General features: G+C 64.3%; 32 protein-coding genes and 1 pseudogene. 11 read left to right on the top strand and 22 right to left on the bottom strand.

The window, feature by feature from the left end; genetic code table 11:
* Nucleotides 1–128: 128 nt before the first annotated feature.
* From IT41_RS15445 to IT41_RS15400, 11 genes and pseudogenes are all read left to right on the top strand, one after another.
* Nucleotides 129–428 (top strand): annotated as a pseudogene (locus IT41_RS15445) (heavy metal translocating P-type ATPase); the annotation flags it as partial.
* Nucleotides 429–482: 54 nt separating this feature from the next.
* The gene (locus IT41_RS15440) at nucleotides 483–746 is read left to right on the top strand and encodes a glutaredoxin family protein (RefSeq protein WP_021586649.1); all 264 of its coding nucleotides are present in this window, start codon (nucleotides 483–485) and stop codon (nucleotides 744–746) included.
* 11 nt (nucleotides 747–757) lie between these two features.
* Nucleotides 758–1,774, top strand: coding sequence for a 2Fe-2S iron-sulfur cluster-binding protein (locus tag IT41_RS15435; RefSeq protein ID WP_036743032.1), 1,017 nt, complete (start codon nucleotides 758–760; stop codon nucleotides 1,772–1,774).
* Between the two features lie 22 nt (nucleotides 1,775–1,796).
* Nucleotides 1,797–2,309, top strand: coding sequence for a Cu(I)-responsive transcriptional regulator (cueR, locus tag IT41_RS15430; RefSeq protein ID WP_036743059.1), 513 nt, complete (start codon nucleotides 1,797–1,799; stop codon nucleotides 2,307–2,309).
* Nucleotides 2,310–2,311: 2 nt separating this feature from the next.
* Complete coding sequence (locus tag IT41_RS15425; protein WP_036743030.1) at nucleotides 2,312–2,524, top strand: hypothetical protein; 213 nt, start codon at nucleotides 2,312–2,314, stop codon at nucleotides 2,522–2,524.
* Between the two features lie 251 nt (nucleotides 2,525–2,775).
* Nucleotides 2,776–2,973, top strand: a complete 198-nt coding sequence (locus IT41_RS15420) for a hypothetical protein (RefSeq protein ID WP_036743028.1) — start codon at nucleotides 2,776–2,778, stop codon at nucleotides 2,971–2,973.
* Between the two features lie 150 nt (nucleotides 2,974–3,123).
* The gene (locus tag IT41_RS15415; protein ID WP_036743023.1) at nucleotides 3,124–4,137 is read left to right on the top strand and encodes a cation diffusion facilitator family transporter; all 1,014 of its coding nucleotides are present in this window, start codon (nucleotides 3,124–3,126) and stop codon (nucleotides 4,135–4,137) included.
* Nucleotides 4,138–4,151: 14 nt separating this feature from the next.
* On the top strand, nucleotides 4,152–4,466 hold the full coding sequence (locus IT41_RS15410; protein ID WP_036743019.1) for an ArsR/SmtB family transcription factor: 315 nt from the start codon (nucleotides 4,152–4,154) through the stop codon (nucleotides 4,464–4,466).
* A gap of 249 nt (nucleotides 4,467–4,715) precedes the next feature.
* Complete coding sequence (locus tag IT41_RS21905; protein WP_267950880.1) at nucleotides 4,716–4,847, top strand: hypothetical protein; 132 nt, start codon at nucleotides 4,716–4,718, stop codon at nucleotides 4,845–4,847.
* A 7-nt stretch (nucleotides 4,848–4,854) separates the two neighbouring features.
* Nucleotides 4,855–6,213 carry an MFS transporter gene (locus tag IT41_RS15405; protein ID WP_036743018.1) on the top strand — a complete coding sequence of 453 codons (1,359 nt, stop codon included), beginning with the start codon at nucleotides 4,855–4,857 and terminating at the stop codon, nucleotides 6,211–6,213.
* A 205-nt stretch (nucleotides 6,214–6,418) separates the two neighbouring features.
* Nucleotides 6,419–7,387, top strand: a complete 969-nt coding sequence (locus IT41_RS15400; RefSeq protein WP_036743017.1) for a LysR family transcriptional regulator — start codon at nucleotides 6,419–6,421, stop codon at nucleotides 7,385–7,387.
* Here the strand turns inward: IT41_RS15400 and IT41_RS20150 are convergent.
* The 22 genes from IT41_RS20150 to IT41_RS15295 form a co-directional block, all read right to left on the bottom strand.
* The gene (locus IT41_RS20150; RefSeq protein ID WP_074948162.1) at nucleotides 7,320–7,559 is read right to left on the bottom strand and encodes a DUF2274 domain-containing protein; all 240 of its coding nucleotides are present in this window, start codon (nucleotides 7,557–7,559) and stop codon (nucleotides 7,320–7,322) included. The genes IT41_RS15400 and IT41_RS20150 overlap by 68 nt on opposite strands.
* A 2-nt stretch (nucleotides 7,560–7,561) precedes the next feature.
* Nucleotides 7,562–8,719 (bottom strand): TraB/TrbI/VirB10 family type IV secretion system protein, encoded by a 1,158-nt coding sequence (locus tag IT41_RS15395; protein ID WP_036743016.1) that lies wholly within the window; start codon nucleotides 8,717–8,719, stop codon nucleotides 7,562–7,564.
* Entirely contained in the window at nucleotides 8,716–9,699 is a 984-nt protein-coding gene (gene trbG / locus IT41_RS15390; RefSeq protein WP_036743009.1) for a P-type conjugative transfer protein TrbG, read from the bottom strand. The genes IT41_RS15395 and trbG overlap by 4 nt, the downstream gene beginning before the upstream one ends.
* The gene (gene trbF, locus IT41_RS15385) at nucleotides 9,696–10,385 is read right to left on the bottom strand and encodes a conjugal transfer protein TrbF (RefSeq protein WP_036743007.1); all 690 of its coding nucleotides are present in this window, start codon (nucleotides 10,383–10,385) and stop codon (nucleotides 9,696–9,698) included. Before trbF ends, trbG begins: the two co-directional genes overlap by 4 nt.
* Entirely contained in the window at nucleotides 10,382–11,737 is a 1,356-nt protein-coding gene (trbL, locus tag IT41_RS15380; protein ID WP_036743004.1) for a P-type conjugative transfer protein TrbL, read from the bottom strand. Before trbL ends, trbF begins: the two co-directional genes overlap by 4 nt.
* 3 nt (nucleotides 11,738–11,740) lie before the next feature.
* Nucleotides 11,741–12,028, bottom strand: coding sequence for a putative entry exclusion protein TrbK-alt (gene trbK-alt, locus IT41_RS15375; protein ID WP_036742996.1), 288 nt, complete (start codon nucleotides 12,026–12,028; stop codon nucleotides 11,741–11,743).
* A gap of 10 nt (nucleotides 12,029–12,038) precedes the next feature.
* The gene (gene trbJ / locus IT41_RS15370; RefSeq protein ID WP_036742993.1) at nucleotides 12,039–12,803 is read right to left on the bottom strand and encodes a P-type conjugative transfer protein TrbJ; all 765 of its coding nucleotides are present in this window, start codon (nucleotides 12,801–12,803) and stop codon (nucleotides 12,039–12,041) included.
* Between the two features lie 2 nt (nucleotides 12,804–12,805).
* Complete coding sequence (gene trbE, locus IT41_RS15365; RefSeq protein WP_036742990.1) at nucleotides 12,806–15,256, bottom strand: conjugal transfer protein TrbE; 2,451 nt, start codon at nucleotides 15,254–15,256, stop codon at nucleotides 12,806–12,808.
* An 11-nt stretch (nucleotides 15,257–15,267) separates the two neighbouring features.
* Entirely contained in the window at nucleotides 15,268–15,549 is a 282-nt protein-coding gene (locus IT41_RS15360; protein WP_036742987.1) for a VirB3 family type IV secretion system protein, read from the bottom strand.
* Nucleotides 15,549–15,959 carry a TrbC/VirB2 family type IV secretion system protein gene (locus IT41_RS15355; RefSeq protein ID WP_425320059.1) on the bottom strand — a complete coding sequence of 137 codons (411 nt, stop codon included), beginning with the start codon at nucleotides 15,957–15,959 and terminating at the stop codon, nucleotides 15,549–15,551. Before IT41_RS15355 ends, IT41_RS15360 begins: the two co-directional genes overlap by 1 nt.
* Nucleotides 15,956–16,891 carry a P-type conjugative transfer ATPase TrbB gene (trbB, locus tag IT41_RS15350; protein WP_425320060.1) on the bottom strand — a complete coding sequence of 312 codons (936 nt, stop codon included), beginning with the start codon at nucleotides 16,889–16,891 and terminating at the stop codon, nucleotides 15,956–15,958. Before trbB ends, IT41_RS15355 begins: the two co-directional genes overlap by 4 nt.
* Before the next feature lie 238 nt (nucleotides 16,892–17,129).
* Nucleotides 17,130–17,558 (bottom strand): hypothetical protein, encoded by a 429-nt coding sequence (locus IT41_RS15345; RefSeq protein ID WP_036742982.1) that lies wholly within the window; start codon nucleotides 17,556–17,558, stop codon nucleotides 17,130–17,132.
* A 5-nt stretch (nucleotides 17,559–17,563) separates the two neighbouring features.
* Entirely contained in the window at nucleotides 17,564–19,549 is a 1,986-nt protein-coding gene (locus IT41_RS15340) for a conjugal transfer protein TraG (protein WP_036742980.1), read from the bottom strand.
* A gap of 25 nt (nucleotides 19,550–19,574) precedes the next feature.
* Nucleotides 19,575–21,314, bottom strand: a complete 1,740-nt coding sequence (locus IT41_RS15335) for a relaxase/mobilization nuclease domain-containing protein (RefSeq protein ID WP_036742978.1) — start codon at nucleotides 21,312–21,314, stop codon at nucleotides 19,575–19,577.
* Nucleotides 21,315–21,557: 243 nt separating this feature from the next.
* The gene (locus IT41_RS15330; RefSeq protein WP_052081668.1) at nucleotides 21,558–22,325 is read right to left on the bottom strand and encodes a lytic transglycosylase domain-containing protein; all 768 of its coding nucleotides are present in this window, start codon (nucleotides 22,323–22,325) and stop codon (nucleotides 21,558–21,560) included.
* Nucleotides 22,326–22,667 carry a DUF736 domain-containing protein gene (locus IT41_RS15325; RefSeq protein ID WP_231564767.1) on the bottom strand — a complete coding sequence of 114 codons (342 nt, stop codon included), beginning with the start codon at nucleotides 22,665–22,667 and terminating at the stop codon, nucleotides 22,326–22,328. It lies immediately after the preceding gene.
* A gap of 39 nt (nucleotides 22,668–22,706) precedes the next feature.
* Entirely contained in the window at nucleotides 22,707–23,252 is a 546-nt protein-coding gene (locus IT41_RS15320) for a S26 family signal peptidase (protein ID WP_036742976.1), read from the bottom strand.
* Nucleotides 23,249–23,767 (bottom strand): DUF2840 domain-containing protein, encoded by a 519-nt coding sequence (locus IT41_RS15315; protein ID WP_036742973.1) that lies wholly within the window; start codon nucleotides 23,765–23,767, stop codon nucleotides 23,249–23,251. Before IT41_RS15315 ends, IT41_RS15320 begins: the two co-directional genes overlap by 4 nt.
* Nucleotides 23,764–24,018, bottom strand: coding sequence for a hypothetical protein (locus IT41_RS15310; protein ID WP_036742972.1), 255 nt, complete (start codon nucleotides 24,016–24,018; stop codon nucleotides 23,764–23,766). The genes IT41_RS15315 and IT41_RS15310 overlap by 4 nt, the downstream gene beginning before the upstream one ends.
* On the bottom strand, nucleotides 24,015–24,758 hold the full coding sequence (locus tag IT41_RS15305; protein ID WP_036742970.1) for a DNA-methyltransferase: 744 nt from the start codon (nucleotides 24,756–24,758) through the stop codon (nucleotides 24,015–24,017). The genes IT41_RS15310 and IT41_RS15305 overlap by 4 nt, the downstream gene beginning before the upstream one ends.
* Nucleotides 24,755–25,408 (bottom strand): ParA family partition ATPase, encoded by a 654-nt coding sequence (gene parA, locus IT41_RS15300; RefSeq protein ID WP_036742969.1) that lies wholly within the window; start codon nucleotides 25,406–25,408, stop codon nucleotides 24,755–24,757. Before parA ends, IT41_RS15305 begins: the two co-directional genes overlap by 4 nt.
* Nucleotides 25,405–26,478: a replication initiator protein A gene (locus tag IT41_RS15295; protein WP_425320061.1), complete on the bottom strand. Its 1,074-nt coding sequence runs from the start codon at nucleotides 26,476–26,478 to the stop codon at nucleotides 25,405–25,407. Before IT41_RS15295 ends, parA begins: the two co-directional genes overlap by 4 nt.
* Between the last annotated feature and the right edge of the window lie 52 nt (nucleotides 26,479–26,530).

Genomic DNA, 26,530 nt, shown 5'->3' with positions numbered 1-26,530 from the left:
CCCGAAACGCAGGCCCGCGTCGGCTGCGCCAGCTGGAAAGCTACGCCGCCACGGGCCTGCTCGCCACATCGCCAAAGGGGTCCCTTTTGGACGCCGATAGGGGGGGAACATTCAACGCCGATTGACAGTCGGGGAGCCTACAAGGCGTGCCGAACGCAATCGCACTGTCCAAGGCGACGATTGGGAACATTCGGCAGAACCTGTTCTGGGCCTTCGCCTACAACACAGCTCTGGTCCCCGTTGCCGCCGGGCTGCTCTATCCGGCCTACGGCATCCTGCTGTCACCGGTCTTCGCCGCCGGCGCCATGGCCCTGTCGAGCGTCTTCGTGCTCGGCAATGCGCTCCGGCTCAAGACCTTCCGCGCCCCCGCGCAGGTGGAGAGCGGTGCTGCCCCGCACGATCGGCCGGAACTCGCACCCGCGAAATGAGATATGCGGGCCTGCTCCGGCAGGCTCGCCAGATCTGAAGAAAAGGAATGAACGATGACCAATACGAAGAGCCCATCGGTGGTGCTTTACACAACGCCAACCTGCCCCGACTGCCATGCTGTCAAGCGGTGGCTTGCAGACCAGGGCGTTCCATATGAAGAGCGGGATCTGTCAGATCCCCAGATAGCCGAAGAGGCGAAGGCGCGCACCGGTGTGCGTGTCGCCCCGATCACGATCGTCAACGAACAGGTCTTCTACGGAACCTTTGCCGACCAGAAGCCTCGCCTGGCAGAAGCCCTGTCATTGGGCACTGCCTGAGGGAGATTGCCATGGCAAGACAGATCGAAATTCGGCAAGCAGCGCGCACCATCACCGTCCCGGCTGGCCGCACCATTCTCGAGACGGCGCTGGAGGAAGGGATCGCATATCCACATGGATGCCGCTCGGGCCGCTGCGGCTCATGTAAGTCCCGACTGCTCAGTGGCGAGGTTGACCTCCTGCCGCACACGCGGTTTTCCCTGACGGATGAAGAGCGAAACCAGGGCTTGATCCTAGCGTGTCGGGCGCAGCCGCTCACGGACTGTACGGTCGTGTGGCTCGACGAGGATGAGGAAAAGCTTGATCTTCCCGTTCGCACCTATCGGACCCGCGTTGTCGCCATCGATGACGCAACCCACGACATCCGCCAGATCAGGCTGGAGATTGAATCGGGCGAGACCGTCGCGTTCAAGGCAGGCCAGTACGCGCAGGTAACGTTTGCCGGTGTGCCGGCGCGCGACTATTCAATGGCGAACCAGCCAGGCCGGTCCCATCTCGAATTCCATATAAGGCATGTGCCCGGTGGAGCCACGAGCGAACACGTCGCCAGGTCACTCAAAGTTGGTGACGAGGTGTCGGTTCGCGGGCCGCTCGGCAATTCATTTTTGCGCGAACAGCATACCGGTCCAATTCTCGCGGTCGCCGGCGGGTCGGGTCTGGCTCCGATCAAGTCGATTGTCGAAATGGCGCTGGCAAGCGGCCTGCGTCAGCCGATCCATCTCTATTTTGGGGCGCGGACGGAGCGCGATCTCTATCTGGTCGAACATTTCAGTCTTCTGGCGAGCACGTACGACAATCTCCAGTTCATTCCCGTGCTCTCGGAGGTGAGCCGATCCGATCACTTCCGAACCGGCCTGGTAACGGATGCGATCGTGAGTGACATTCAGGATCTCGATGGCTGGAAGGCATATATGGCGGGACCGCCCGCCATGATTGACGCTGCCGGCGTCATGTTTCGCGAACTGGGTTTGCGGAGCGAGGACATGCATGCGGACGTGTTTTTTACGCCCGAAGAAACGACCACATAAAACCTACCGAAAGGACAGGATGATGAATATCGGCAAGGCTGCGGCGGCATCGGGCGTTTCGGCCAAGATGATCCGCTACTACGAATCGATTGGATTGATCCCGGAGGCATCCCGAACAGATAGCGGCTATCGCGACTACTCCGAAAAGGATGTGCATACATTGCGTTTCATCAGGCGTGCGCGCGATCTCGGCTTCTCGGTCGAGAAAATGACCGAATTGCTCGCCCTGTGGCGAGATCGAAGCCGTGCGAGCGCTGACGTCAAGCGTGTTGCACTTGAGCATGTCGAAGAGCTTGAGCGGAAGGCACGCGAACTCCAGGAGATGAGCATGACACTCAAGCATCTGGCCGAAAACTGTCGGGGTAATGCCCGACCGGACTGCCCGATCATCGACGAACTCTCGGCGGATGGTAAGTCGGCCAGGAGGCCCAAGACTCGCCGTCGTTCTGGAGCGACGGGTAACAAGTTCGAGCACCTCGGGCCCGTTGGTTCGGTACAGGCAAAAAGAAGCAGCTATGGCACCAGGGAGCAGTAGCTATGATCCTCGCCCGCGAAATCCTGCACCTGTTCAAACGGGCCTGTTCCGACGGCGACATGGAAGTTGCCGAGAAGCTTTTGCAGACCCTTGAACTGATTGATGCGCGAGAGACTGGTGCCGCAGTTTCTCACAAGCCACTGTCTGAAGCTTATCTGGCTATCGGTAAGCTTCCCGCGCCTCGGAGAGAATGCCAGCACGTCATTAAGATATGATCTGTCCAGTGAGATCCAAGGATGGATGAGCCAGAAACGGGACGGGCCATTGCCGACTACGCAGGTCAACAACTGCCGATGCGTCGCGGATCACAATGCGGAGGCGGCGGACATCGAACCTCAGCGGCGGCCGGACCCCCCTCCTGGTATTGCTTCGGTACTCTTCAACGCTTCGCAGCAAGTCGGCGTTGCGTTGGGGCTGGCCGTCCTTTCGACCATTTCCATCTCGGTCACGGCGAGCAGGTTGCCGGATGCACTCGGTGCGCTCTATCGCGCGCGAGGCCGGCGGTGGCGATGTGGAGAGATCTGCCAGTGATGCACTGATCTTCGGCTATGGTCCTGCGCTTATGGGCGCTGGAGCTGCCCTCGTGATTGCCGCGGTCATTGCGGCGGTGCTGGTCAATGCCAGCAGGGGACAGGTTTCCCCCGACCCCATCCCGGTCCATTGACCGGACCGTGATCAAGCCTACCGGCGCGATACGGTGACCCGCTACCCCGCCGTAGGCCCTGCCCGCTGGGGCGGATTGCTAGCGGGGTGGTTGACATCCAACATATGAACATCTATTCATGTGTTATATGTCAAACGGATGAGCCCTGAAATGTCCCATTCACACAGCCATGGTCATTCTCACGATGACCATTCCCACGATCACTCCCATGCGCCGACCGTCACGAGCGATAATGAGCGCAAGGTTCTTCTATCGTTTTTCCTGATCTTCACGTTCATGATCGTGGAGGTGATCGGCGGTCTGATCTCAGGATCGCTGGCGCTGCTGGCCGACGCCGGACATATGTTGAGCGACGCGGCTGCGCTTGCGCTAGCCTATGCGGCCTTTCGGTTCGGACGGCGCGCGGCCGACCCCAAGCGAACCTTCGGTTATCTGCGTTTCGAGGTCCTTGCCGGTTTCATCAATGCGATCACGCTGTTCGCGATCGTCGTCTGGATTGTCTATGAAGCTTGGCAGCGCTTCCAGGAACCGCACGTGATCTTGGCGGGACCAATGCTCGGCGTTGCCATCGCCGGCCTTCTCATCAATATTCTGGTGTTCTGGATTCTGACGCGCGGCGATAGCGAGCACGTCAACATCAAGGGCGCCGCCCTTCATGTCATGGGTGACCTGCTCGGTTCCGTGGGTGCGGTTTCAGCAGCCATTGCGATCTCTTACACGGGTTGGACCCCGATCGATCCCATCCTGTCGGTGGTTGTCTCCCTGTTGATCCTGCGCAGCGCCTGGGGCCTTCTCGGCAAGTCGATTCATATCCTGCTCGAAGGTGCGCCCGACAACGCGACGCCCGAAAAGATTCAACGTCATCTCGTCGATAATATCCCTGGCGTGGCGTCCGTTAGCCACATCCATGTCTGGTCGATCACCTCCGGGCGGACCTTGGCCACGATGCATGTGCGACCGGCTGCCGATGTCGATGCTCGCTCGGTCGTGCGCGGAGTCGAGAATGAACTGAAGTCACAGTTTACGATCGAACATGCGACTATCGCTATCGACTGGAATGACGAAGCGGAAGCATGCAGCCTGTCCCAATTCCCTGTCCCGACGGGCCACGCGCATGGGGATGGACACGACCATGACAATGGCCATGAGCACGTCCACGCCTAACAGGAGCATGAGCATTGAAACAAGCCCCATCCTTGACGCAGCACGACGTAACCGTATTGGCAGAGACTTTCCGCCTGCTGGGCGATCCCACAAGACTGAGAATTCTGCTCTTTTGCCTGCCAGGTCCAAGGTCTGTTGGCGAGATTGTTGAGAATCTGGAGCTATCGCAGACGTTGGTCAGCCATCATTTGCGGCTGCTCAGAGGTGCAAGGCTCGTCAGAGGGGAGCGTCGGTCAAAGCAGGTCTTCTACGAAGTGGCGGACAGCCATGTAAGCGACATGCTGATCGACATGGCGTTCCATATCCACGAAGACCATGCTGATGACTAGGTAAAATCAGCGGAGCCATCCGAAACACGATGTGAATTCGGCACCTGCGTCCTTGGCTCCGCACGGCTAACTCATCGCCTCGCTTCGTGTCTGAGCCGTACTACGAAGATTGAACTCGCCGCGTTCAGTCCGGCGCGCGAGCTTGGGTCGGCTTGCCGGGAATCAGATGAAATCGGGTCTTGACCTTCCAACCATTGGAGACCGCACAGTTCTGTCTGAGGCCCGATTGACGAAGGTAAGGAGACGGTAATGCACGCTTTGGTGAAGAACAACTTGTCGGTTGAAACGAAATCCGGCCCGCCGGTCGAAGGCACGACCTGCGTGCGCTTCGACGCGGTCCAGTTTGGGCCGGCCGAGCGCGAATTTTTCACCAGCCAATAGGATCGCCATGGTTTCGATCCTCGTCAACCGGACATATCGTAATCTCTTCGCCGCGCAGGTCCTTTCCCTGATCGGCACGGGTCTCACCACGGTCGCCCTCGGCCTGCTCGCCTATGATCTGGCTGGCACCGACGCCGGTCAAGTGCTGGGCATCTCCCTCGCCGTCAAAATGATCGCCTATGTCGGCGTCTCGCCCTTCGCGGGCGCGTTGGCGGGCCGGGTGCCGCGCCGCGCCTTTTTGGTGACGCTCGATGTCCTGCGTGCCGGTATGGTTCTGCTACTGCCGTTCGTCACGGAGGTCTGGCAAATCTATGCGCTGGTCTTCCTGTTCCAGTCCTGTTCGGCTGCCTTCACGCCGACTTTCCAGGCGACCATTCCCGACGTTCTTCCCGACGAAAAGGAATATACCGCCGCGCTTTCCATGTCGCGGCTGGCCTATGATCTCGAATCCCTGCTCAGCCCACTGCTGGCCGCCCTTCTGCTCACGCTCATCAGCTTTCATTGGCTGTTCCTCGGCAATGCCATCGGCTTCATCGCCTCGGGCCTGCTGGTCCTTTCGGTCGCCCTGCCGGTCGCCAAGACGGTGCAGCGCCCCTTCCTTGAACGGCTGACACGCGGAAGCCGGATCTATTTCGCGACGCCGCGCCTGCGCGGGTTGCTAGCCCTCAGCTTTGCTTCGTCGGCGGCGGGCGCGATGGTGATCGTGAACACGGTGGTCATCGTTCGCGCAGGCTTCGGGGGCACGGAAGGCGATGTTGCATGGTTCTTTGCTACTTATGGGGCGGGTTCCATGGTCGTCGCCTTCGCCTTGCTCAAACTCCTCGAAGGCAGATCACCGCGCAGCGTCATGATCACGGGCTCAGTAGCTTTGCCGATGTTGCTCGCGATTGCCGCGTTTTACCAGAGCTGGTGGTCCATTCTGGTTCTCTGGTTCTTGCTGGGCGCCGCCGGTTCCGCTGTCATGACGCCAGGTGGAATCCTGCTGCGTCGCTCCGCACACCCGGAGGATCGGCCGTCGCTCTTCGCCGCGCAATTCGCGCTGTCGCATGCTGGATGGCTCGTGACCTATCCGCTGGCGGGTTGGCTCGGAGCAGGTTTCGGGATGACGACGGCTTTCGCGGTGCTGGCCATCGCGGCTGGGGCTGGCGCGATTGCTGCCGTGCGACTCTGGCCCGCACATGATCCCGATATCATCGAGCACGATCACCACGAAATCGAGCACAGCCATCCGCTTGAAGCCGGGGTCGATCATGCGCCGCCTCTCTCCGGCGAGGCCGACGCGAAGCGCGGCCATCGCCATGGGCCGGTCCGTCACGCCCACCCTTTTGTCATCGATGACCATCATCCAATCTGGCCAAAGGGGTAGGAACGATGTGGCGGTGGAAGCACAAACATGTCTCCCCCGGTCGGTCGCCTCACCTGACCGGAGACCGGACTCCTATGGCCGCCTTGATCCCAGCGCTCCCGGTCGCCAAGCGCCAGCGACGGCGAGCCTTCCGAACGGACCACGCGGCTCCGAGCTGTCTTCGCTCGGCCATCGCCCAGCCGTCACGGTGCAAGGAGGGTGTGTGATGCGGGAGGTGACGAAGTATCCCGATTCAATAGAACTTCGCCACCTCCGCTATTTCGTGGCTGCGGCCGAGCACGGCAGCTTCCGCAAGGCGGGAACTGCCCTCGGGCGATCGCAGGCGGCAATCAGCCGATGCATCGCCGACCTCGAGGACCAAATCGGCGCGTCCCTGTTTCATCGGCATACATGGGGCGTATCGGCGACCTATGCCGGACAGCGCTTCCTGCGGCGAGCGCGCAAGGCCATCAGGACCATCGGCGAAGGTGCATATGACGTGGCCTCGGCGGGCCGATCCGAGAACGGGCGCGTCCGGATCGGCATCTACTCTTCCATCGCCTCGGGCTTCCTGGCCGACCTGCTGCGTGACTACAGCGAACGACATGGCACGGTCCGGATCGAACTGATCGACGGCAACCCCGACGAGCACGTCGCGGCCATCCGGCAATTGCGCCTCGACGTCGCCTTCATCACGGGGACGAGGGATTGGCTGGCCTGCGAACGCGCGGCGTTGTGGTCGGAGCGGATCTTTGCGGTGCTGCCGGATCACCACCACCTCACGGCTCGCTCCGAGCTCGCCTGGCAGGATTTGATGGATGAGCCCTTCATCGTGACTGAGGCGGCGCCGGGTCAGGAGATCCATGACTATCTGGTGCGGGAGCTGGCCGGGCTCGGCCAGCATCCCGAGATCCAGGTGCAATCGGTCGGTCGGGACAATCTCCTGCCGCTGGTGGCGATCGGGCGGGGTTTGACGCTGGTGAGCGAGGCGATGACCGTCGCACGGTTCCCAGGTGTGGCCTACCGGCCGATCAGCAACGAGGATCTTCCCTTCTCCGCGGTCTGGTCCGCCAGCAACGACAATCCCGCCTTCAGGCGATTCCTCTCCATGGCGAGAGCAATGGCCGTCAGACTTGCGCCGTCGACGATTGCGTGGAGCGCCGAGCTTTCGCAAAGCCCCGATCTGTCGAGATGAACCTCTCCAGCATGGGCACGATGAGCCTCACGGGATCGGCGACGGGCTGGCCGGTCTCTCGGGCCAGGATTTCGGCATAGGCCACAAGGTTACGATGCAGTTGTGCAGGTAGTTCTACCGTCACCTTGACGGGCCTGTCGTCGACGATCGGTCCGAGTTTCAGCTTTGCCATGGTCAGCCTCTGTAGGGTTCGAGGACAAGATCGCGGGTGACCATAACGCGGACGGGGAAGCCCGGTCGGATGGTCAATGTCGGCGCAACCTGCAACTGGCGCCGGACGATCTGCTGGCCGGCGTCGTTGATGGTGTCCTGTGCTCCATCACGGATGGCGCGCACCAAGCGGTCCTCGTCGCTGACGGCCAGCTCCGTGCCGACCGCGAGCAGCGTGGACAATCCCGCCGCCTTGGCCAGATCCCACCAGTGGTAATCGACGCCATCTTCAAGGCCAGCATAGCCCTGGGTATCGGCGCCCGGCTGACGTTCGAGCACGATGGAACGGCCGTTCGGGAAGATCAGCCGGTTCCAGACCAGGAGCGCTCGCCTCTGACCGAACTGCACGTTGTTATCGTACTGACCGATAATCCGGGTGCCTTGCGGCACGAGCAGAATGCGGCCGGTCGGACTGTCGTAGACGTTTTCCGTCACCTGTGCCGTGATCTGGCCGGGCAGATCGGAGCGGATGCCAGTAATGAGCACGGCGGGAATCACCGCTCCTGCCTGAAGGATGAACGGCGAAGCCGGAGCCACGACCCGATCCGACGATGTGGTCCGGCGATCGACGGGCGCATTCAGAAACGCAAGCTGCCGATCCTGCGCGGTCTGCTGTCCGAGTTGCCCGGTCAAGCCGGCGAGATCGAAGCCGGGAACGTTTGGCGTGGTCGCGCCACCGGGCGTCCCGGGTGTCGCACTTGGCTGGGTCTGGAAGAAGACGCGGCTGGTGCGGGCCGCCTCTTCTTCGGCTCGACGGCGTTGTTCGGCTTCGTCGACGGTCGGCGTCGCGATCGTCGGCGGAACAACGGGCTGGCCCCTGTTCTGGGCGTCAAGAATCGGTCGCCCAAGATCACCGGGCAGCGGCGGACCTAGCACAGGTCCGGTATAATCGCGCGGCAGGCCGGCGAGGCCATCTGCGGTCTGGCGGTTGTTGGTCGAGTAAAGTTCCTCTCCGCCCTGACCTCCGTCGCGGGTCTGGAGGGCGTAGATCAGCGCGCCGCCGATGCCGACGAGCCCGACGGCCGCAACGCTTGCCAGCACTTTCCGCGAAAGGCGGGTAACGCGCGGTGCCTCGGCGCGCAGACGCATGGAAGATGCAGTGTTAGTTTTGTCCTCACTCATGATGCGGGTCTCCGGTCGGTGCGGACAATCCTGACGACCTGCTGACGGTCGCCGCCGCCGAGCCGCAGCTCCGCCGCGCCGAACAAGCGATCGACGATCAGGATGTGTTGGTGGATACGACTGTTGACGAGCTGCGCTTCGCCGTCCGGACCGATGACGAAGATCGGCGGCATTTCGCCCTGGACGATCCCGCGCGGGAACTCGACGTAAACCCTGCGGCCGTCATCATAGACGGAGACGGGTTTCCAGGGCGGATTCCCGCCGGTCAAACCGTAGCGGTAGTTGCGCGCCGCGACGACCGGGATGACCGGCGTCGCCGGGATGCTCTGGCCTTGTCCGGCGCGCGGCCGCGGATAGGACCATGCGACGGAGGGCATATAGGGCTTCGCTCCGGAACGCAGCTCGATCATGTAAACGCGCCGGTCGGTGGTCACGACGAGATTGGTCGTGATGTCCGGCCGGGACGGCTTCACGAGGATGTGGACGCGCCGCGTTGTGCCGCTGCCGCTCTCGGTGTCCCCGATGATCCATCGTGCGGTATCGCCGGCCGCAATCGGTCCAGCACCGGTCAGCGACTCACCGGGTTCCAGCGCGATGTCGGTAATCTGGCCGGGTGCGGCATAGACCTGATAGAGCGCTCCTTCCGACCAGGGGTAGATCTGGATCGCATTGAAGTAGCCCTCCCGGCGCGGCTGAACCCGAGCGGCGGCGTTGGCATTCTCGACGCGTCCGACAGGGGTGCTGGCTGCCGTCCCACCTTTTGCGGGCGTCCACGCCGGAGGGATATGAATCGGACGGGGCCGATCGTCTGTGACTGAAGCGGGTACGGCCGGCAAAGCCGGAACATTTCGATCGTAGCTGATTTCGGGCGGCTTCTGCGGCGTGGCGCAACCCGCCAGCGTGGAGGCGGAAAGCAGCAGAGCCGGAAGAACGGATTTACGGAAAGCCGGAATGGCGGGATTACAGAAAGCCGATTTCATTGGCTCATCTCCCGCGACCACGAAATCGCATTCACATAGATTCCCAACGGGTTGACCTTGAGCCGCTCCGCATCACGCGGCGGCTGGATGACGATCGTCAGGATCGCCGTCCATCGTTCGGTCGTGGAGAGTTGGCCGTTCTCGAAATGCCGTTCCGTCCACGCCACGCGGAAGCTGTCCGGAGAAGCCCGGATGACGCTGGAAACCTCGATCGCGATCTGCTGCTTGCCGACTTTCGTGAAAGGATCGTTGGCGCGGGCATAGTCGTTGAGCGCGGCGGCGCCGCGATCGGTCGTCCATTCATAGGCCCTGAGCCAGTTTTGGCGGACAATGATCGGATCGGCGGGAATGCTTCTGGTCTGCTCGATGAAGCGCGCCAGATGCCAGGCTATCTGGGGATCGGTCGGGCGGAAGTCTGCCGTGGCGGGCGCGACGGCCTGGGCCTGACCCAGATTGTCCACCTGGACCACCCATGGCACCACCGTCCCGCGCGCGGACTGATAGACCAGTGCGGACGCGAAGCCGGCCGAGAGGATCAACGAACCGAACGCCATGTAGCGCCAGTTCTTCGCCTGCACGCGCGCCGACCCAAGTCGTTCGTCCCAGACCTGTGCGGCCTTCTGGTAAGGTGTTTCAGGCTCAGGTGTCTTGCCGTAATGCACGGCCGGTCGTTTGAAGAGGTTCATGAGCGGTCACTTTCGGAGAGATTGACTGATGCGCCGGAGCCATGGCCGTCACCCGAGCGAACTGCGTGGGCGGCGGCGCTGACGCCGTGGGAGACATGGCGGCCGCGCTTCATGCGCTGCGCCCAAGCCGGCGGCTGGTCGGGGGTGGCTGCGGGAGCGACGGAAGCGGGATCGGAATCGCCCGCGCCGGACGAGAAGGAGCCGCCGGTGGCGCTGACGCCGGCCCGCGCGCCGTCGGAGAAGCTGGATTTCATGCTCTCGGACGCGCGGGAAGCGGCACGGCGCAATGGCGAAACGGAGGCAGAGCCGGCGGCGCGTGCTACGCCTCCGAGGCCGGACGCGACGCCGGACGCTCCCGATCGTCCCATGGAACTAAGCGTGTAGGCGGACGATGCCGCGCCGGCCGCCGCTGCTCCGTCTCGCGCGGCAGCGGCGCCGCCGGAAAGAAGAGCGGCACCACCCTTCGCGGCAAGCACCGCGCCGCCGCCGGCGGCAAGTGCTGCACCTCCGACCGCGAAGCCAGTGCCAATCGCGGCGCCTGCGCCAAGTTGGGGACCGCCGCTGACAAGGCCCGAGGCAATGCCTGGACCGAAGATGCCAAGACCGACAAGCGAGAGGGCCGCGAGCACGATGGCCATGGCATCATCGATGCTGGGTGTCTGGCCGCCAAAACCTTGCGTGAACTGGCTGAACAGCGTGGAGCCAATGCCGACGATAACGGCGAGCACGAGCACCTTGATGCCGCTGGAGATCACGTTGCCAAGCACGCGCTCGGCCATGAAGGCGGTCTTGCCGAACAGGCCGAAGGGGATCAGAACGAAGCCGGCGAGCGTCGACAACTTGAACTCGATCAGCGTCACGAAGAGCTGGATCGCCAGAATAAAGAAGGCGAGGATGACCAGCGCCCAGGCAAAGAGCAGGCAGACGATCTGGATCAGGTTCTCGAAGACCGCGATCCAGCCCATCAAGGGCGAGATCGCGTCAAGCAGAGGACGCGCCGCATCGAGGCCGGTCTGGGCGACCTTGCCGGGGCGCAGGAGATCCTGAGCGGTGAAGCCTGTGCCTGCGGCCTTCAGTCCGAGTCCGGAGAAGCTCTCGAAAACGATCTTGGCGAGGTTGTTCCAATTGGAAATCAGGTAGGCAAATACCCCGACAAACAGAGTCTTTTTGACCAGCCTCGCGATGATGTCGTCGTCCGCCCCCCAGCTCCAGAACAGCGCAGCAAGGGTAACGTCGATCACGATGAGCGTTGTGGCTATAAACGCCACCTCGCCGCCGAGCAGACCGAACCCGGAGTCGATATAGCGGGTGAAGGTGTCGAGGAACGTGTCGATGACGCCCGAGCCGCCCATGCTTCACCGCCCTTCGCTGGAGGACGGCGACGCTGGCGCGGGCGACGGACGCAGGAAACGATCGCGGGTTTCCGCCCAGACGCGCAGGCATTCGGCGTCGTTCGCGGCCGTTGCCCCAAGCTGCTGGCACCGGCGCTGTGCCTCACGCAGCGGATCGCGCCGAGATTCGACGGTGCGCGTGGAGAAATCCTCTGACGGCTCCTCCTTACGGGTCATCTCGACGACCGCCGCCGTGATGGCGATGGCGACGAACACAACAGCGCCCAGCCGGGCCAGCATCTTGCCGTCCATAAGCTCGCCCTCAGTTGCCGTTGAACATCTGCGCGTTGCCCGGCTGGTAGCCTGAACCGGGCGTCAGGAAGCGACGACGCTGCTCGCGGCCCTGTTCGGCAGCCGCTGTGCGCTCGGCTTCGGTCAAAGCGCCTGCGCGCCCGTTAGCCGCAAGTAACGCCACCAGATCGGAGAGTTGCTGCGACTGAAGCGCCAGAAGCTGGTTGCCGGCCTGCGTCGCCTGAAGCGCGCCGGTCGCGCCCTGGCTCTGGTTCACCAGTTCGCTCATCTGCGTGCGGTTGGTGTCGATATTGCTGACGACACCCGCCTGGACGCGCATTGCGTCCTGCAGGCCGCCGACCGTGTTCTGCCAGCGCGAGCGCGCATCGGAGACGAGCTGTTGATCCGTGGCCGACATGGAGACGTTGCCATATTGCTGCTGGAACGCCTGATCGATCCGCTGCACGTCGAAGGCGATGTTCTGGGCCTGGGTCAGGAGCTGCTGCGTGCGCTGAACATTCTGCTGAAGCTGCTGGAGCGAGGAGAACGGAAGGCTCGCAAGATTGCGGGCCTGATTGATCAGCATCGTCGCCTCGTTCTGAAGCGAGGTGATCTGGTGGTTGATCTGTTCGAGCGTTCGCGCTGCCGTGAGCACGTTCTGCGCGTAGTTGCTGGGATCGAAGACGATTCTCCAGGCGTAGGCAGGCGTGGTCGCGACCGGCGAAAGCGCGATCGGGGTGGCAAGCATGGTTGCTGCGAGAAGCACCGCAGGCGAGCGGACGGAACGGGTCTTCATGTTTACATTTCCTTTTCGTCTTCGGGGACCAGGGACGGAAAAGTTGGTATGAGATCTGCGGCCCAGCCGGCGTCGCGAGCCTTGAGCCAGGCCGCGAGAAAGCCCTCGTGGCCATGCTCAGCGACGAGATTGGCGATCAGTGCCTGGTCGGATTTCGAGGAAGCGGCGCAGAGCGCGAGCCCGACTTCGGACAGGCCCAGTTCGAACAGGCGGTTGCCACGCCGCGACTGGCAGTAGTAGTCGCGCTTGGGCGTCGCCCGCGCGAGGATTTCGATCTGACGGTCATTGAGACCGAAGCGGCGATAGATGGCCGTGATCTGCGGCTCAATGGCCCGTTCGTTCGGCAGGAGCAGTCGCGTCGGGCAGCTCTCGATGATGGCCGGGGCAATCTCCGAATTGTCGATATCGCTGAGCGACTGGGTGGCGAAGATAACCGAGGCGTTTTTCTTGCGGAGCGTCTTCAGCCATTCGCGGAGTTGGCTGGCGAAGCCTTCGTCATCGAGCGCAAGCCAGCCCTCGTCGATGATGAGCAGCGTCGGCCGCCCGTCGAGCCGGTCGCCGATGCGATGAAAGAGATAGGCCAGTACAGCCGGCGCAGCGCCCGTGCCGACCAGCCCCTCGATCTCGAATGCCTGCACGTCCGCCGAGCCGAGATGCTCGGCTTCGGCATCGAGCAGCCGGCCATAGGGACCGCCGACGCAGTAAGGGCGGAGTGCCTGCTTGAGATCGTTGGACTGGAGAAGGACGCTGAGGCCGGTGATCGTGCGCTCGCCGACGGGTGCCGAGGCGAGCGAGGTCAGCGCCGTCCAGATGTGCTCCTTTGCCTCGGGGGTGATTTTGATTCCTTCCCGCAGGAGGATTGCGACGATCCAGTCAGCCGCCCAAGCGCGCTCATAGGTGTCGTGAATGCGGGCAAGCGGCTGGAGCGATACTGAGGATTCCGATCCTTCGGTCAGGCCGCCGCCGAGATCGTGCCAGTCGCCGCCCATGGCGAGCGCGGCGGCGCGGATCGAGCCGCCGAAGTCGAAGGCGAAGACTTGGCTGCGGAGATAACGGCGGAACTGCAAGGCCATGAGCGCGAGCAGCACGGATTTGCCCGCGCCTGTCGGGCCGACGACGAGCGTGTGGCCGACGTCACCCACATGCAAAGACAGCCGGAACGGGGTCGAACCTTCGGTTCTGCCGTAAAGCAGCGGGGGCGCGTCGAAGTGTTCGTCCCGTTCCGGCCCCGCCCACACGGCAGAGAGGGGGATCATGTGGGCGAGATTGAGCGTCGAGATCGGCGGCTGGCGTACGTTTGCATAGACATGGCCGGGCAGACTGCCGAGCCAGGCGTCGACGGCGTTCACCGTCTCGATCATGGCGGTGAAGTCGCGGCCCTGGATGACCTTCTCGACCAGCCGCAGTTTTTCGTCGGCAAGGCGGGGATCGGCGTCCCAGACCGTGATCGTGGCGGTGACATAGGCCATGCCGGCGACGTCTGCGCCCAACTCCTGCAAAGCCATGTCCGCGTCAGCGGCCTTATTCGCGGCGTCGGTGTCCACAAGCACCGATTGTTCGTTGGTCATCACCTCCTTGAGGATCGCGGCAATCGACTTCCGCTTGGCGAACCACTGCCGCCTGATTTTGGTCAGCAGCTTCGTCGCGTCGGTCTTGTCGAGGAGGATCGCGCGCGTCGACCAGCGATACGGGAATGCCAGCCGGTTCAGATCGTCCAGCAGGCCCGGCGTCGTCGTGGTCGGGAAGCCGACAATGGTCAGCACACGCAGATTCTGGTCGCCAAGACGCGGCTCCAGACCGCCAGTGAGCGGCTGGTCGGCGAGCAGCGCGTCGAGATAGATCGGCGTTTCGGGCACGCGGACGCAATGCCTTTTCGTCGACACGCAGGAATGCAGATAGGTCAGCGTCTCGCTGTCATCGAGCCAACCGCAGGACGGCATGAAGCCGTCGAGCAGCGCCAGCACGCGATCGGTGCGGTCGGTGAAGGCGCGCAGGATCTCGTGCGGGTCGACGCCCGAGCGCTCGCGGCCTTCGTAAAGCCAGGACTCGGTGCGCGCAGCTTCCTCGGCCGGCGGAAGAAACAGGAATGTGAGGAAATAGCTCGATACGAAGTGTGCGCCGGCTTCTTCGAAATCGGCCTTGCGCTCGGCGTCGACCAGACCTGAAGCCGGATCGGGAAAGATGCTGTCCGGATAGGTCGCAGCCTCGTGCCGCTGTGCCTCGACAAATATGCTCCAGCCCAGGCCGAGGCGGCGGAAAGCGTTGTTGATGCGGCTTGCAACGGCAACCAGCTCGGCCGCGACGGAGGAATCGAGATCGGGACCGCGAAAGCGGGCCGTGCGCTGGAACGAGCCATCCTTGTTCAGCACGATACCGGGCGCGACCAGGGCGACCCACGGCAGATAGTCGGCAAGGCGAGCGGCGGAGCGTCGATATTCGGCGAGATTCATCATGGCCCGCCTCCTCACACCGCGAGGAAAGCCGGAATGCGCAGATGCCTGCGCCCGACCTCGACGAAGAGCGGATCGCGACGGGCCGCCCAGACGGCCACGAAATGACCGATGGCCCAGATCGCGAGACCGACCAGCCAGAGGCGCAGGCCGAGGCCCACCGCCCCGGCCAGCGTGCCGTTCATGATGGCGATGGAACGCGGCGCACCGCCGAGCAGGATGTGCTCGGTCAAGGCGCGATGGACGGGCACCGAAAAGCCCGGCACGGCGTCGAGTTGTTCGAGGACGGCCGTCATCAGACGAGCGCCCCGCCGCCGAAGCTGAAGAAGCTGAGGAAGAACGAGCTGGCCGCGAACGCGATCGACAGACCGAACACGATCTGGATCAGGCGACGGAAGCCCCCGCTCGTGTCGCCGAAGGCCAGCGCCAGACCGGTGACGATGATGATGATGACCGCAACGATCTTGGCGACTGGCCCCTCAATCGACTGGAGAATCTGCTGAAGCGGCTGCTCCCATGGCATGGAAGAGCCCGAGGCGTGGGCCGGTGGCGTGGCCGCCAGCATCATGATGGTGAAAAGCGCGATTGGACTGGCGAGACGCTTGTAGCTGCCGCACATGTTGGAGCGAGCGGGCAGCTCTGGATCGACGGGCACCGTCGACAGGACGGGCGGATTGGTCACATTCGGAATGATGGGCGAATTCATTCAGCTTCTCCGTTAGAGATAGTTGCGGGGGTGATGCGGTAGTCGCCGGTGGCGGGGTCGATGCCGTCGGCACGCGCGAGCTCAGTAAGCCGCCGCGACGAGCCGCGCCCGGCGAGCACGGCCACAAGGTCGATGGTCTCGGCGATCAGGGCGCGCGGGACCGTGACGACGGCTTCCTGGATGAGTTGCTCGAGGCGGCGCAGCGCGCCGATACCGGAGCCGGCGTGGATGGTGCCGATGCCGCCCGGATGGCCGGTGCCCCAGGCTTTGAGCAGGTCGAGGGCTTCTGAGCCGCGGACCTCGCCGATGGGAATGCGGTCGGGCCGCAGGCGAAGCGAGGACCGGACGAGATCGGAGAGCGTGGCGACGCCATCCTTGGTCCGCATCGCGACAAGGTTGGGCGCTGCACATTGCAGCTCGCGGGTATCCTCGATGATGACGACGCGATCCGCTGTCTTCGCCACTTCGGCTAGCAGCGCGTTGGTCAGCGTCGTCTTGCCGGTGGAAGTGCCGCCGGCGACGAGGATGTTGGCGCGGGACTGGACCGCTGCGCGCAGCATCACGGCCTGATCGGCCGTCATGATGCCGGCCGCCACATAGTCGTCGAGAGTGAAGACCGCGACAGCCGGCTTGCGGATGGCGAAGGCGGGCGAAGTTACGACAGGAGGAAGCAGGCCCTCAAAACGCTCACCCGTTTCCGGCAACTCGGCCGAGACGCGCGGCGAGCGGGCATGGACCTCCGCACCGACATGATGCGCGACCAGACGCACGATACGCTCGCCGTCGGCGGCCGTCATCGTCTCGCCGGTGTCGGCCAGCCCTTCGGAAAGCCGATCCACCCAGATGCGGCCATCGGGGTTCAGCATCACCTCGACCACGGCCGGGTCTTCTAGAAACCGGGCAATTGCCGCTCCGAGCGCGGTGCGCAGCATGCGCGCGCCGCGCTGGATCGCTTCCTGCCTGTTGTGAGTGGCTGCCATGTCGTCCCCGTTTTTCGTGGGGACGCAACAGATGATCCCCGGATCGGGGATGATTAAAAGAGCCCGGAATCAGGCCGATTCAACAAGTTTCGGTCGTAGTAGTAGCGTAGCGTGCAAATACAGGAGAACGGCGGTGCGACCCTGTTCTTGAACCCGTCGCATCTATTCCCAGATGATGCGCGCGAGGCGTTCAAGCGTCCGATTCGGGGACATCTTCGGAAATCTCCTGACGTAGCTTTGGCCCTTGCGCCAAGCGCCGTCCCAGCGCAGTGATGAACGCCTCATAACGCTCACTCGCCTTGGCGCGAGCCGCCTGCGCGGCCGGCTCGGGCAAGGCGGGCGTCGTGGTGATCCAGAAGCGGATGAACACCGCAAGGGTCTCAACGGCGATACCGACGTCCCGTTCAAGCCGCGTCATGCGGCGGTCGAGCTGGTCGAGACGTTTGGCGACGATCGCCTCCCGCCGTTCGGCATCGTCCGACGAGAGGAACGACGCGATGGCCGCCTCTGCGATCATGGACTGCGATTGATCGCGCCTCGCGGCGAAATCCGCCAGTGTCTTCTCGACATCGGGGTCGAGATAGACCGTGGTCTTGATCTTTTTCCGGCGACTGGTCATGGCGGCTACAAATCCATGCCGTCATTCGGGTCGAGCGCGACCTGCCGTGCGACGCCCTGCATCTGGCGGATCATGCGCCGGTTGCGAATGGCGTCCTCATCGATATCGTCCGGCGGCTCGATCTCGAATTCGTTCTCGATCGGCGCCTTTTTCTCCACTGGCTTCGCGCGGCTGAGTTCGGGTTGTAGCCGCCGTTCGGATTCGGTTGGGTCTTCGTCGTCGGATCGGCCTGCCGGCTGCGCATCAAGCGCTTCCAGCCGCGCCGGGATCGGCAGGCTGGTCCAGTCGTCCGGGCGAATCTGATCCGGGCGCTTCAGGTCGGGCGGCGACAGCAGGCGTTCACGGAAACGGGCATCCTCATAATAGCGTGCCTTCTTTGCCCGAATCGGCGGAATGCCTGCGACCATGACGATCTCGTCGGTCGGCGGGAGCTGCATGATCTCGCCCGGCGTGAGCAACTGGCGTGCAGTTTCCGAGCGCGACACCATCAGGTGGCCGAGCCAGGGCGACAGCCGGTGCCCGGCATAGTTCTTCATGGCCTTCATCTCGGTGGCGGTGCCAAGCGCATCGCTCACCCTCTTCGCCGTTCTCTCGTCGTTGGTCGCGAAACTCACGCGAACGTGGCAATTGTCGAGGATCGAATTGTTCGGCCCATAGGCTTTCTCGATCTGGTTCAGCGATTGCGCGATCAGGAAGGACTTCAGGCCGTACCCGGCCATGAAGGCCAATGCACTCTCGAAAAAATCGAGCCTTCCGAGCGCGGGGAACTCGTCCAGCATCAATAGCAGGCGATGCCGACCGCCGCCCGACTGCAGATCCTCGGTCAGGCGCCGACCGATCTGGTTCAGCAGCAGGCGGATCAGCGGCTTCGTGCGATTGATGTCGCTAGGCGGAACGACAAGGTAAAGCGTGGTCGGGCGCTCGCCGCCTACGATATCGCTGATCCGCCAATCGCAGCGCCGCGTCACCTCGGCGATGACAGGATCGCGGTAGAGGCCGAGGAACGACATGGCGGTGGAGAGCACGCCCGAGCGCTCGTTGTCAGATTTGTTGAGCAGCTCGCGCGCAGCACTGGCGACGACAGGATGCGGTCCGGCCTCGCCGAGATGCGCGGTCTTCATCATGGCGCGCAGCGTCGATTCCACCGGGCGCTTCGGATCGGAGAGGAAGTTGGCGACGCCGGCCAGCGTCTTTTCCGGCTCGGCATAGAGGACATGCAGGATCGCGCCGACGAGCAGTGAGTGGCTGGTCTTTTCCCAGTGATTCCTTTTGTCCAGGCTCCCTTCGGGATCGACGAGTATGTCGGCGATGTTCTGGACGTCGCGGACTTCCCACTCGCCGCGACGGACTTCGATCAGCGGATTGTAGGCCGAGGATTTCGGATTGGTCGGGTCGAACAACAGCACGCGGCCATGGTGTGATCTGAAGCCGGAGGTGAGCTGCCAGTTCTCGCCCTTGATATCATGCACGATGGCCGAGCCCGGCCAGGTCAGAAGCGAGGGTACGACCAATCCGACGCCCTTGCCCGATCGCGTCGGCGCAAAGCATAGGACATGCTCTGGCCCGTCATGGCGCAGATACTCGTGCTCGTAACGGCCGAGCACCACGCCGTCGGGGTCGAGCAGGCCCGCGGCCTTGACCTCGGTCTTCTCTGCCCAGCGGGCGGAACCATAGGTCGCGACGTGCTTGGCCTCGCGTGCGCGCCAGACGGACATGCCGATGGCGACCGCAATGGCGATGAAGCCGCCCGACGCGGCGATCATCCCGCCCGTCGCGAATTTCCCCGGCGCGTAGGCGTCATAGAAATACCACCACCACATGATGGCGGCCGGAAAGTAGATCGGTACGCCGAACAGCGTGAACCACGGCTCGCCGAGCTGTGCCTGAAAGCCGAGGCTCCACGCGACGTATTGCGTCGCGCCCCAGGTGGTGATGAGAACGATGAGGAATACGATCAGGATCTGCCCCCAGAGGATTTTGGTCGCGGACATGGGTGAAGCTCCTTTCTGATTGCACCTAGAGGCCGAGCCCGCGCTTGCGCCCGAAATCCCAGTCGACGCCGCCGTCGTCGCGCGCGACGCCGGAGACATGACGGCCGATCTGCTTTTCGAGAGAGGGCGACCATGGGACGAGCTGGAATCCGAGGCCGTCGTCGATCATGGCGAATCGGCCGGTGGCGAGCGTGAAGCGCTGGCGATAGGAACCGGCGACATATTCTCCGCCTCCGGCATGATTGAATGGCAGACCGGTCTCGGCGGCGAGCTTTTCGCCGAGCGCGCCGACCTCGCGCTGGCGGAGCGTGTTGAGCAGCCGCCGTGCGAAGACGACGCGCCCGCCCTGCCGCTCGGCGAGGCCCTCGGCAATCAGGTGTTCGGCCCGTTGCTCAAGAGCCTGCTGCACCTCGGCACCGAAGCCGCTCTCCGACAGCGCGATAGGCTCGCGGGCAACCGCCTGCCGGTCGAGCCAGGTCGCGCCTGTTGCGTTGACCTGCGCATGGATGTCGAGATCGGAACGGACGGCGAGTGCGACGCGGCGCTGTCCTTGCGCGTCCTCATAGGCGCGCAGCTCGACGATCGATCCGGGCGGGCTGTCGCCGGCGGCGTCGAGATGCGGCAACTTGATATGATGGGTGCGGCCGTCCACGCCGTCGACAACGGCATAGGCCGTTCCCTTCAGCTCGTCATCGAGACCGCGTTCGAGCAAGCGACCGACCACGGGCACGTCGAGGCTTTCGCCGGCCAGGACGTAACTCGCCGAGCCTCGCTCGATGCCGCGTTCGGTGAGCGCGCGGTGCATGCGTTTGATGATGTCGCCACGCTCGCCAAGCTCGCGCAGGACGCTCTCCGCCTCGGGCCTGATGAACCATTGCGAATGACCGACCTGCCCGGCCAGCCCAAGAATTTCCAGCGTCCGCAGACGGCCGATCTTCAGGGCGTGGAATTCGTCCGGCTGACGGTCGGCGCGCGGCGCCAGATCAATGATGCCGGACTTGCCGGCGTCGCGGACAAGCTGGCGGTCGAGTTGCGTCCAGCGTTCCGTCTCGATCTGGCTTTCGAGGCTACGGCGGATATCGAGATCGGTTCGCGGCCCCAGCTCCTGCGTGATGAGATCGCGCGCCCGGTCGCGCATGCCTTCCTTGATGTAGTCGCGCGAGATCACGAGATCCTGGCCGTCATCGCGCACGCCGCGCACGATCAGGTGGACATGGGGATGCTCGGTGTTCCAGTGATCGACAGCCACCCAGTCAAGCCTCGTGCCGAGATCCTTTTCCATCTGGCCGACGAGATCGCGGGTGAAGGAGCGCAGGTCGGACATTTCCGGCGCGTCATCCGGCGAAACGATGAACCGAAAATGATGCCGGTCATCACCACAGCGCTCGGCGAAGGCGCGGGCATCGGCATTCTCCGTTCCCGGGCCGAACAGCCGCGCCTTCTCCCCGTCACGGGTCACGCCGTCGCGGCGCAGATAGTCGAGATGTGTTCCAAGTGGCGCGGACCGTGGGGTGTGGCGAACAACGCGCGCCTTGACGACAGCGCCGCGCGTGCGTGACGTGATGAGGCGATTGGCCTGGATGCTGGCGCGCTGGCCGCGCCCGAAACGCGAACGGTTGCCGGAGGTGACGCGGCCGGATCGCGAGACTCCGCCGCCTGCCTTCTTCGCCGCGGCAAGCGCCTGCGCGACGAAAGGCCGGGCCTGCTGCGCGCGGGTTGATCGGATGCGGCCTGGACGGATGCGGAACTCGTGGTCATCGGACATGACGCGACCCCGCACGGTGCAAAACTCGAAGGAAAATCAGGAAGATAGGCGCGGAGCGCACGGTGCGCGCAAGCGCTGCACGGTGCGGAACGCGCCGAAAACATGAACAAAAACAACCGCCCAACCGAAGCGCACCGTGCGCCCTTTTATCCTGCCATCGTCCGGTTGCTGCGCCTGCCGCCACCCCCGGCGCTCTCCACGACACGCCAGCGCACGATGGGATGCGAAGTGCCGCAGGGCCGCTCATGGCCGGTCCCCAGCGGCATTCCGAGCGACGAACAGCCAGTCCGGCTGCGCGGTGACGAGCATCTGCGGTGTCGCCGTGACGGGTGAAAGGGCGTCGTCCGGCGAGCGATCCGGAAACGCGGGATCGGTGCTGGAAGTACCGCCATCGCGCCCGACGAAGATCGCCGCCTCGCGCCAGTCGAGCGGTCGAGCGATCGCCGAACCGTTCTTCGAAGGGCGCTCGCCGCGCAGCGCGGGCGCGAGCGAAGCGACATAAGCCCGCGTCTCGGCGGGCAGCGGGCGGCCCTTCGAACGATGCTCGTCATAGCGCGCGGGACCGGCATTGTAGGCCGCGAGCATGGCGGCGATGTCGCCATAGCGATCCCACATCTCGCGCAGGTACGCAGTGCCCGCGAGGATGTTATCGCGCGGGTCATGAGGATTGCGGCCGAGACCATAGCGGATGCGAAGCTCGGCCCATGTATCCGGCATGACCTGCATCAAGCCCATCGCGCCGGCCGAGGAGACGGCTCGCACGTCGCCCGCACTTTCGGCGCGCATCACGGCGACGATCCATGCCGACGGAATCCCGAAGCGGCGCGATGCCTCGGCGATATGTGCCGCATGCGGATGTGTGGTAGCAGCGTGAACCGGGGACGGAACTTGCGCCAGAACGGACGGCGGTGCGGCTGCGATGAAGATCAGGCCGGAAAGAAGAATGAGGAGCGCGGAGCGCCGGATGGCGGACAAGCCTCCGGCGCCGGCGCGGTGTTGGACCGCCGCCATTCAGTCCTCCTGCCGCTTCTTGGTAGGCTGGACGGTGTTCAGCACCCAGGCGGAACCGTCGTCACCGGCGCGGAAGAGATTTGCGCGAAACGTGCCGCCAAGGAGCGGGCTGTAGATCGTGATCGAGACGAACTCGCCGGCGCGCTCGCCGACGTGTGTCCAGCCCGCTCCGATGTCGAGGCCGTCTTCGCCACCGAGCAGGACGCGATATTTCGGTGCATTCTCGGCTTCCGAGGGTTCGGCGGGAACGAGGGTCATTTCCTCGTCTATGCCGAGCGTCCTGAGTCGCCCTTCGAAACCGGTTTCCGTGCGGGTGAACTGTCCAATCTGGGCCATGGTCATGGTCTCCTGTGCCGCGGTGGGATTGCGAAGGGCGCGCGCTCACCGCGTCGGCGCGCGCCAGACGAAGCGACCGTCGCCGTCCTCGTCGGTGAAAAGCGGAGTGGCCCGGCCGATCACTGCGGTAGCGGGGAACGGGCCGAAGTAGCGGCCGTCGAGGCTGTCGGCGGCTTCGAGGTTCATGAGGAAGAGTTCGCCGTCGGCGATCACGCGGCAGCCCCGCCAGACCGGCAGGTCGCGGCCACGGCGGTCGTGATCGAGGGCCTCGCCGAGCGAAATGTTGTCGACCGTGATGGCACGGCCGTCGCGGCATACGCGCTGACCCGGCAGGCCGACGACGTGCTTGAGGATCGGCACGCCGCAGCCGACATAGCCGCGTTGGACCATGAAGGAGGCGAACGGCTCGGGCGGCATGACGGCGACGAGATTCGGCACTTCGATCCGCTCGGCCGGCGATACCGTATAGAAGCCGACCGGCGCGCTCGCAGTCGCGTTCCAGATGAGTTTCAGCGGCATCTTCGCGGTGCTCGCGACGGCGATGCCGAGCACGGCGAGAGACGTCGCCGCGAGGTAGCCGAGCCGCGTCATCGCCCGATCTCCCGCCGCCGGAGCCACGCCTGATGGCGCTCGGCCGTGTACGGGCGCGGCGTCTCGCCGGCATTCATCCAGTGCGCGACATGCCGCCAGTGATCAGGATCGGCATCGGCGGGATCGATGCCGATGGCCTCGATGCCGTCGATGTGACGAAGCACGTCCTCGACCTTGGGCCAGCTTTCGACCTTCAGCAGGATTTCGCCGCCAGGACGCACAAAGGGCAGCGTCTGGAACGGCTCGCCACGGTCGACCGCGCGCACGATGTCGAGGCGCGAGATGATCGTCCCGTAGTCGTTCGCGGCCCAGCGGACGAGGCAGAAGATCGTGCCGGGCGCGAAGCCGACGACCCTGTGGCGGCGGTCGAGTTTCTGCTCGTAGCTTTCGCGCCCGAACCTGATCCAATTCTCGATGCGCTTCTCGATCCAGGTGAGTTCGACGAGCGTGGTGAAGGCGGCGGGACCGTCCGGCAACGAACGGCCGCCGATGCGGAGCGCCGCATTGCCGGTCATGGTGTGTCTCCTTGGAGGTCGGGGAATTCGCGCTCGAACAGCTCGCGCAGCATGTCGGCGACGGTGACGCCGCGGCTGAAGGCGGCGATCTTGGTCCGGCCGCGCAGCTCAGGCGTGATGTCGATGGTGAGGTGGGCCGTGAAGGTCACGGCTGCGCCATTGCGTGGCGGAGGCGTGTCCCCGGCCCTGATCCATCCATCGGGATCGGCGGGGCGCTGCGCAAAACCTCGCTTTTCGATGCGCGCCGTCATGACGGACCTCCGTCATGAAACGGGAGCAAGGCGGCGATGCGGGCGCGGGCGCGCTCGGCCATCTCGGGGTCGATCTCGCAGCCGACGTAGCGGCGGCCGGAAAGCCTGCAGGCTTCACCCGCGGAGCCGGAGCCGGCAAACCAGTCGCCGACGAGGCCACCTTCCGGGCAATTGGTGCGGATCAGGATTTCGAGGAGCGACGACGGCTTTTCTGTCGGGTGGATCGCGCGGCCGTGGCAGTTACGCACGTAGATGACCGAGCGCACGAGGCGCGGCCCGCAGTCGTGGCTGACATAGTGGCCGGCGTCGATCTGGCCGGTATGGGAAGGACGCTGCTTGCGCCGCACGGTGCGGGCTGTTGCGTCCGGTGTGGTCTGGACGTCATTGTAAATGTCGCGCCAAGGCGTCTCGGCGGGGTAAATTTGAACGGCGAGTTCATGCACGCGCTTGAAGCGGTCGGCATGAAAACCGCTGCCGTTCTGCTTCTCCCAGACGATCTCCTGGGCGATCCGGAAGCCCGCATCCGCGAACTGGATCGCCGTTCCCATGAAGCTGCGCAGAGAGCCGAACACCCACAGCGAGCCGGTCGGCGCAAGCGCAGCCCGCGCGAGCGGCAGCCAGCCCTCGACGCGCCGGTCCCAGGCGAGCGATGTGTCGCCGTAGGGCGGATCGGCGAGGATCATGTCGAACGGACCGCGGCGCGGCATCAGCTCGCGGCAGTCACCGGTGAGGACCGTCATGTCGCGGCCCTCCCGATGCGGAGACGCTCGATCTCGCCTGCCAGCGCCGCGATCTCGCGCGCCGCAGGCGAACGGCCGTCGATGTCTGAGGCGAGCCGTCCGGTCTGCGCGGCGTCGGCGAAGACGACGCGCTGGCCGATGGTGCTGGCGAGCAGCGGTGGATCGTGGTCCGCCAGCGTCTCGGCCGTCTCACGGGCGATGACGGTGCGCGCGTCGCAGCGATTAAGGATGAAACGGGCGGTGAGATGGGGCCGGTAGATACGCGCCTCCGCCAGGAGCGCCAGCATCTCGGCGGAGGCCCAGCCGTCAAGCGGCGACGGCTGTACCGGGATCAGCACGAGGTCGGCGGCGAGCAGCGCGGAGCGCATGAGCCCGGCGACACGCGGCGGGCCATCGATGACAACGTGATCGACGTCACGGGCGAGTTCGGGCGCTTCGCGGTGCAGCGTATCGCGCGCAAGGCCGACGACGCCGAACCGGCGCGGCAGGTTCTCGCGCGAGCGTTGCTGCGACCAGTCAAGCGCCGAGCCCTGCGGGTCGGCGTCGACCAGGGTCACGCGCTTGCCGCGCATCGCCAGCTCGCCGGCGAGATGCAGCGCGAGCGTCGTCTTGCCGACGCCGCCCTTCTGGTTGAGGAGCGCGACGATCATCGGCGTCCTCCCGATGGATTGAGAGGAAGACGGGGCGTTTCGGGATCGGCCGATGCGGAGCTCAAACGGCTGTGCGCTGCCGCCCGCGCTGGCTCGGCTGGCGCGCTCTTCTTCGCGGCTACGCTGAGGCTTTTGGCGGCGTCGCGGATGAGGTTTTCCACATCGCGCGCGCGCTCTTCAAGGTTAGAGTCTAGGTTAGACTCTAAGTTAAGGGCACGATTTCGTCTGGAATTTCCGTGCCTTACACCCTGATCGGGTTCCTGATAGCACGAACCTCGGGTTCCCGATAGCACGATAGTCCGGGTTCCCGATAGCACGAGGCCGTCCACAGGTTGTCCACAGGCGGCGAGCGGCTCGAAGGCGAGCAGCAGGCGCCCACCGATCTCGGCTTCGAGAAAGAGCCTGTAGCCCGGCAGCGGCTGGCCCCGGATGATGTCGCGCAGCTCGAAGGCAAAGCGCTTGAACGGCGACAGGCTGCCGGATTTCTGGTGAAGGTGACGGAAGTCGAAGCGCCAGCCATCGCGCTGGCGGCCGCCGTGCTTGCGCACCAGGCGGTAGAGCCAGCGCTCGAGGCCGCCGGTCAGATCGAAATAGGTCCGATCAATTGTGAGCACGAGCGCGTCATCAAGGACGGCTTGGTAGAACCAGTCCGGAACGATCAGCTCGATGCCCTCGGGGCGACCGTTGCGGTCAGTGCGTTCCTGCCACTCGTTGATCCACGAGAAGCGATGGCGGCGGCCTTCGGCAGGCTGTCGGATCGAGGTGGAAACGGTGGTCGATTGCAGGCGGTCGAGGGCGGCTTTGAGGCGCTGATAGTCGCGCGAGCTGGTGCCCCGGCCGACATAGGTGAGGATTTCGTAGGGCGTGGCGGCCATCAGCCGCGAGGTACGAAGCCCGTTATCGCGGGCTTCGACGATCTGGCTCGCCGCCCAGATCAGGATGTCGGCGTCCCAGATCGTGGCCATGCCATGATCCGGGACCGCCTCGACCCGGATCGCCACGTTGCCCGCAACGAAATCGATCGGGGCGACGCGATGGGTTTTGGAAAGTGAGAAGAAGGGATAGGCCATGAGATCCTGCGCGTCTCGTGGCGCGAAGTCGCCGGGAAGCGCCCGGAACAGA

It is taken from the genome of Paracoccus halophilus, from assembly GCF_000763905.1.
Taxonomy (GTDB): domain Bacteria; phylum Pseudomonadota; class Alphaproteobacteria; order Rhodobacterales; family Rhodobacteraceae; genus Paracoccus; species Paracoccus halophilus.
Note: the sequence above shows the minus strand (reverse complement) of the source record. Positions and strands in the feature narration are given on the sequence as shown.

Excerpts from the sequence above, each read along its gene's own strand:
- IT41_RS15425 (WP_036743030.1), top strand. The coding sequence starts at position 2,312 with ATGATCCTCGCCCGCGAAATCCTGCACCTGTTCAAACGGGCCTGTTCC.
- trbK-alt (WP_036742996.1), bottom strand. The coding sequence starts at position 12,028 with ATGGACGGCAAGATGCTGGCCCGGCTGGGCGCTGTTGTGTTCGTCGCC.
- IT41_RS15310 (WP_036742972.1), bottom strand. The coding sequence starts at position 24,018 with ATGACGGCGCGCATCGAAAAGCGAGGTTTTGCGCAGCGCCCCGCCGAT.
- IT41_RS15305 (WP_036742970.1), bottom strand. The coding sequence starts at position 24,758 with ATGACGGTCCTCACCGGTGACTGCCGCGAGCTGATGCCGCGCCGCGGT.
- IT41_RS15420 (WP_036743028.1), top strand. The coding sequence starts at position 2,776 with ATGCACTCGGTGCGCTCTATCGCGCGCGAGGCCGGCGGTGGCGATGTG.
- trbE (WP_036742990.1), bottom strand. The coding sequence starts at position 15,256 with ATGATGAATCTCGCCGAATATCGACGCTCCGCCGCTCGCCTTGCCGAC.
- IT41_RS20150 (WP_074948162.1), bottom strand. The coding sequence starts at position 7,559 with ATGGCAAAGCTGAAACTCGGACCGATCGTCGACGACAGGCCCGTCAAG.
- trbJ (WP_036742993.1), bottom strand. The coding sequence starts at position 12,803 with ATGAAGACCCGTTCCGTCCGCTCGCCTGCGGTGCTTCTCGCAGCAACC.
- IT41_RS21905 (WP_267950880.1), top strand. The coding sequence starts at position 4,716 with ATGCACGCTTTGGTGAAGAACAACTTGTCGGTTGAAACGAAATCCGGC.
- parA (WP_036742969.1), bottom strand. The coding sequence starts at position 25,408 with ATGATCGTCGCGCTCCTCAACCAGAAGGGCGGCGTCGGCAAGACGACG.
- trbG (WP_036743009.1), bottom strand. The coding sequence starts at position 9,699 with ATGAAATCGGCTTTCTGTAATCCCGCCATTCCGGCTTTCCGTAAATCC.
- IT41_RS15295 (WP_425320061.1), bottom strand. The coding sequence starts at position 26,478 with ATGGCCTATCCCTTCTTCTCACTTTCCAAAACCCATCGCGTCGCCCCG.
- IT41_RS15330 (WP_052081668.1), bottom strand. The coding sequence starts at position 22,325 with ATGGCGGCGGTCCAACACCGCGCCGGCGCCGGAGGCTTGTCCGCCATC.
- IT41_RS15355 (WP_425320059.1), bottom strand. The coding sequence starts at position 15,959 with ATGAATTCGCCCATCATTCCGAATGTGACCAATCCGCCCGTCCTGTCG.
- IT41_RS15400 (WP_036743017.1), top strand. The coding sequence starts at position 6,419 with ATGCGGGAGGTGACGAAGTATCCCGATTCAATAGAACTTCGCCACCTC.
- trbL (WP_036743004.1), bottom strand. The coding sequence starts at position 11,737 with ATGGGCGGCTCGGGCGTCATCGACACGTTCCTCGACACCTTCACCCGC.
- IT41_RS15360 (WP_036742987.1), bottom strand. The coding sequence starts at position 15,549 with ATGACGGCCGTCCTCGAACAACTCGACGCCGTGCCGGGCTTTTCGGTG.
- IT41_RS15335 (WP_036742978.1), bottom strand. The coding sequence starts at position 21,314 with ATGTCCGATGACCACGAGTTCCGCATCCGTCCAGGCCGCATCCGATCA.
- IT41_RS15395 (WP_036743016.1), bottom strand. The coding sequence starts at position 8,719 with ATGAGTGAGGACAAAACTAACACTGCATCTTCCATGCGTCTGCGCGCC.
- IT41_RS15440 (WP_021586649.1), top strand. The coding sequence starts at position 483 with ATGACCAATACGAAGAGCCCATCGGTGGTGCTTTACACAACGCCAACC.
- IT41_RS15415 (WP_036743023.1), top strand. The coding sequence starts at position 3,124 with ATGTCCCATTCACACAGCCATGGTCATTCTCACGATGACCATTCCCAC.
- IT41_RS15340 (WP_036742980.1), bottom strand. The coding sequence starts at position 19,549 with ATGTCCGCGACCAAAATCCTCTGGGGGCAGATCCTGATCGTATTCCTC.
- IT41_RS15325 (WP_231564767.1), bottom strand. The coding sequence starts at position 22,667 with ATGACCATGGCCCAGATTGGACAGTTCACCCGCACGGAAACCGGTTTC.
- IT41_RS15315 (WP_036742973.1), bottom strand. The coding sequence starts at position 23,767 with ATGACCGGCAATGCGGCGCTCCGCATCGGCGGCCGTTCGTTGCCGGAC.
- IT41_RS15345 (WP_036742982.1), bottom strand. The coding sequence starts at position 17,558 with ATGACCAGTCGCCGGAAAAAGATCAAGACCACGGTCTATCTCGACCCC.
- IT41_RS15405 (WP_036743018.1), top strand. The coding sequence starts at position 4,855 with ATGGTTTCGATCCTCGTCAACCGGACATATCGTAATCTCTTCGCCGCG.
- IT41_RS15320 (WP_036742976.1), bottom strand. The coding sequence starts at position 23,252 with ATGACGCGGCTCGGCTACCTCGCGGCGACGTCTCTCGCCGTGCTCGGC.
- trbF (WP_036743007.1), bottom strand. The coding sequence starts at position 10,385 with ATGAACCTCTTCAAACGACCGGCCGTGCATTACGGCAAGACACCTGAG.
- IT41_RS15435 (WP_036743032.1), top strand. The coding sequence starts at position 758 with ATGGCAAGACAGATCGAAATTCGGCAAGCAGCGCGCACCATCACCGTC.
- trbB (WP_425320060.1), bottom strand. The coding sequence starts at position 16,891 with ATGCTGCGCACCGCGCTCGGAGCGGCAATTGCCCGGTTTCTAGAAGAC.
- cueR (WP_036743059.1), top strand. The coding sequence starts at position 1,797 with ATGAATATCGGCAAGGCTGCGGCGGCATCGGGCGTTTCGGCCAAGATG.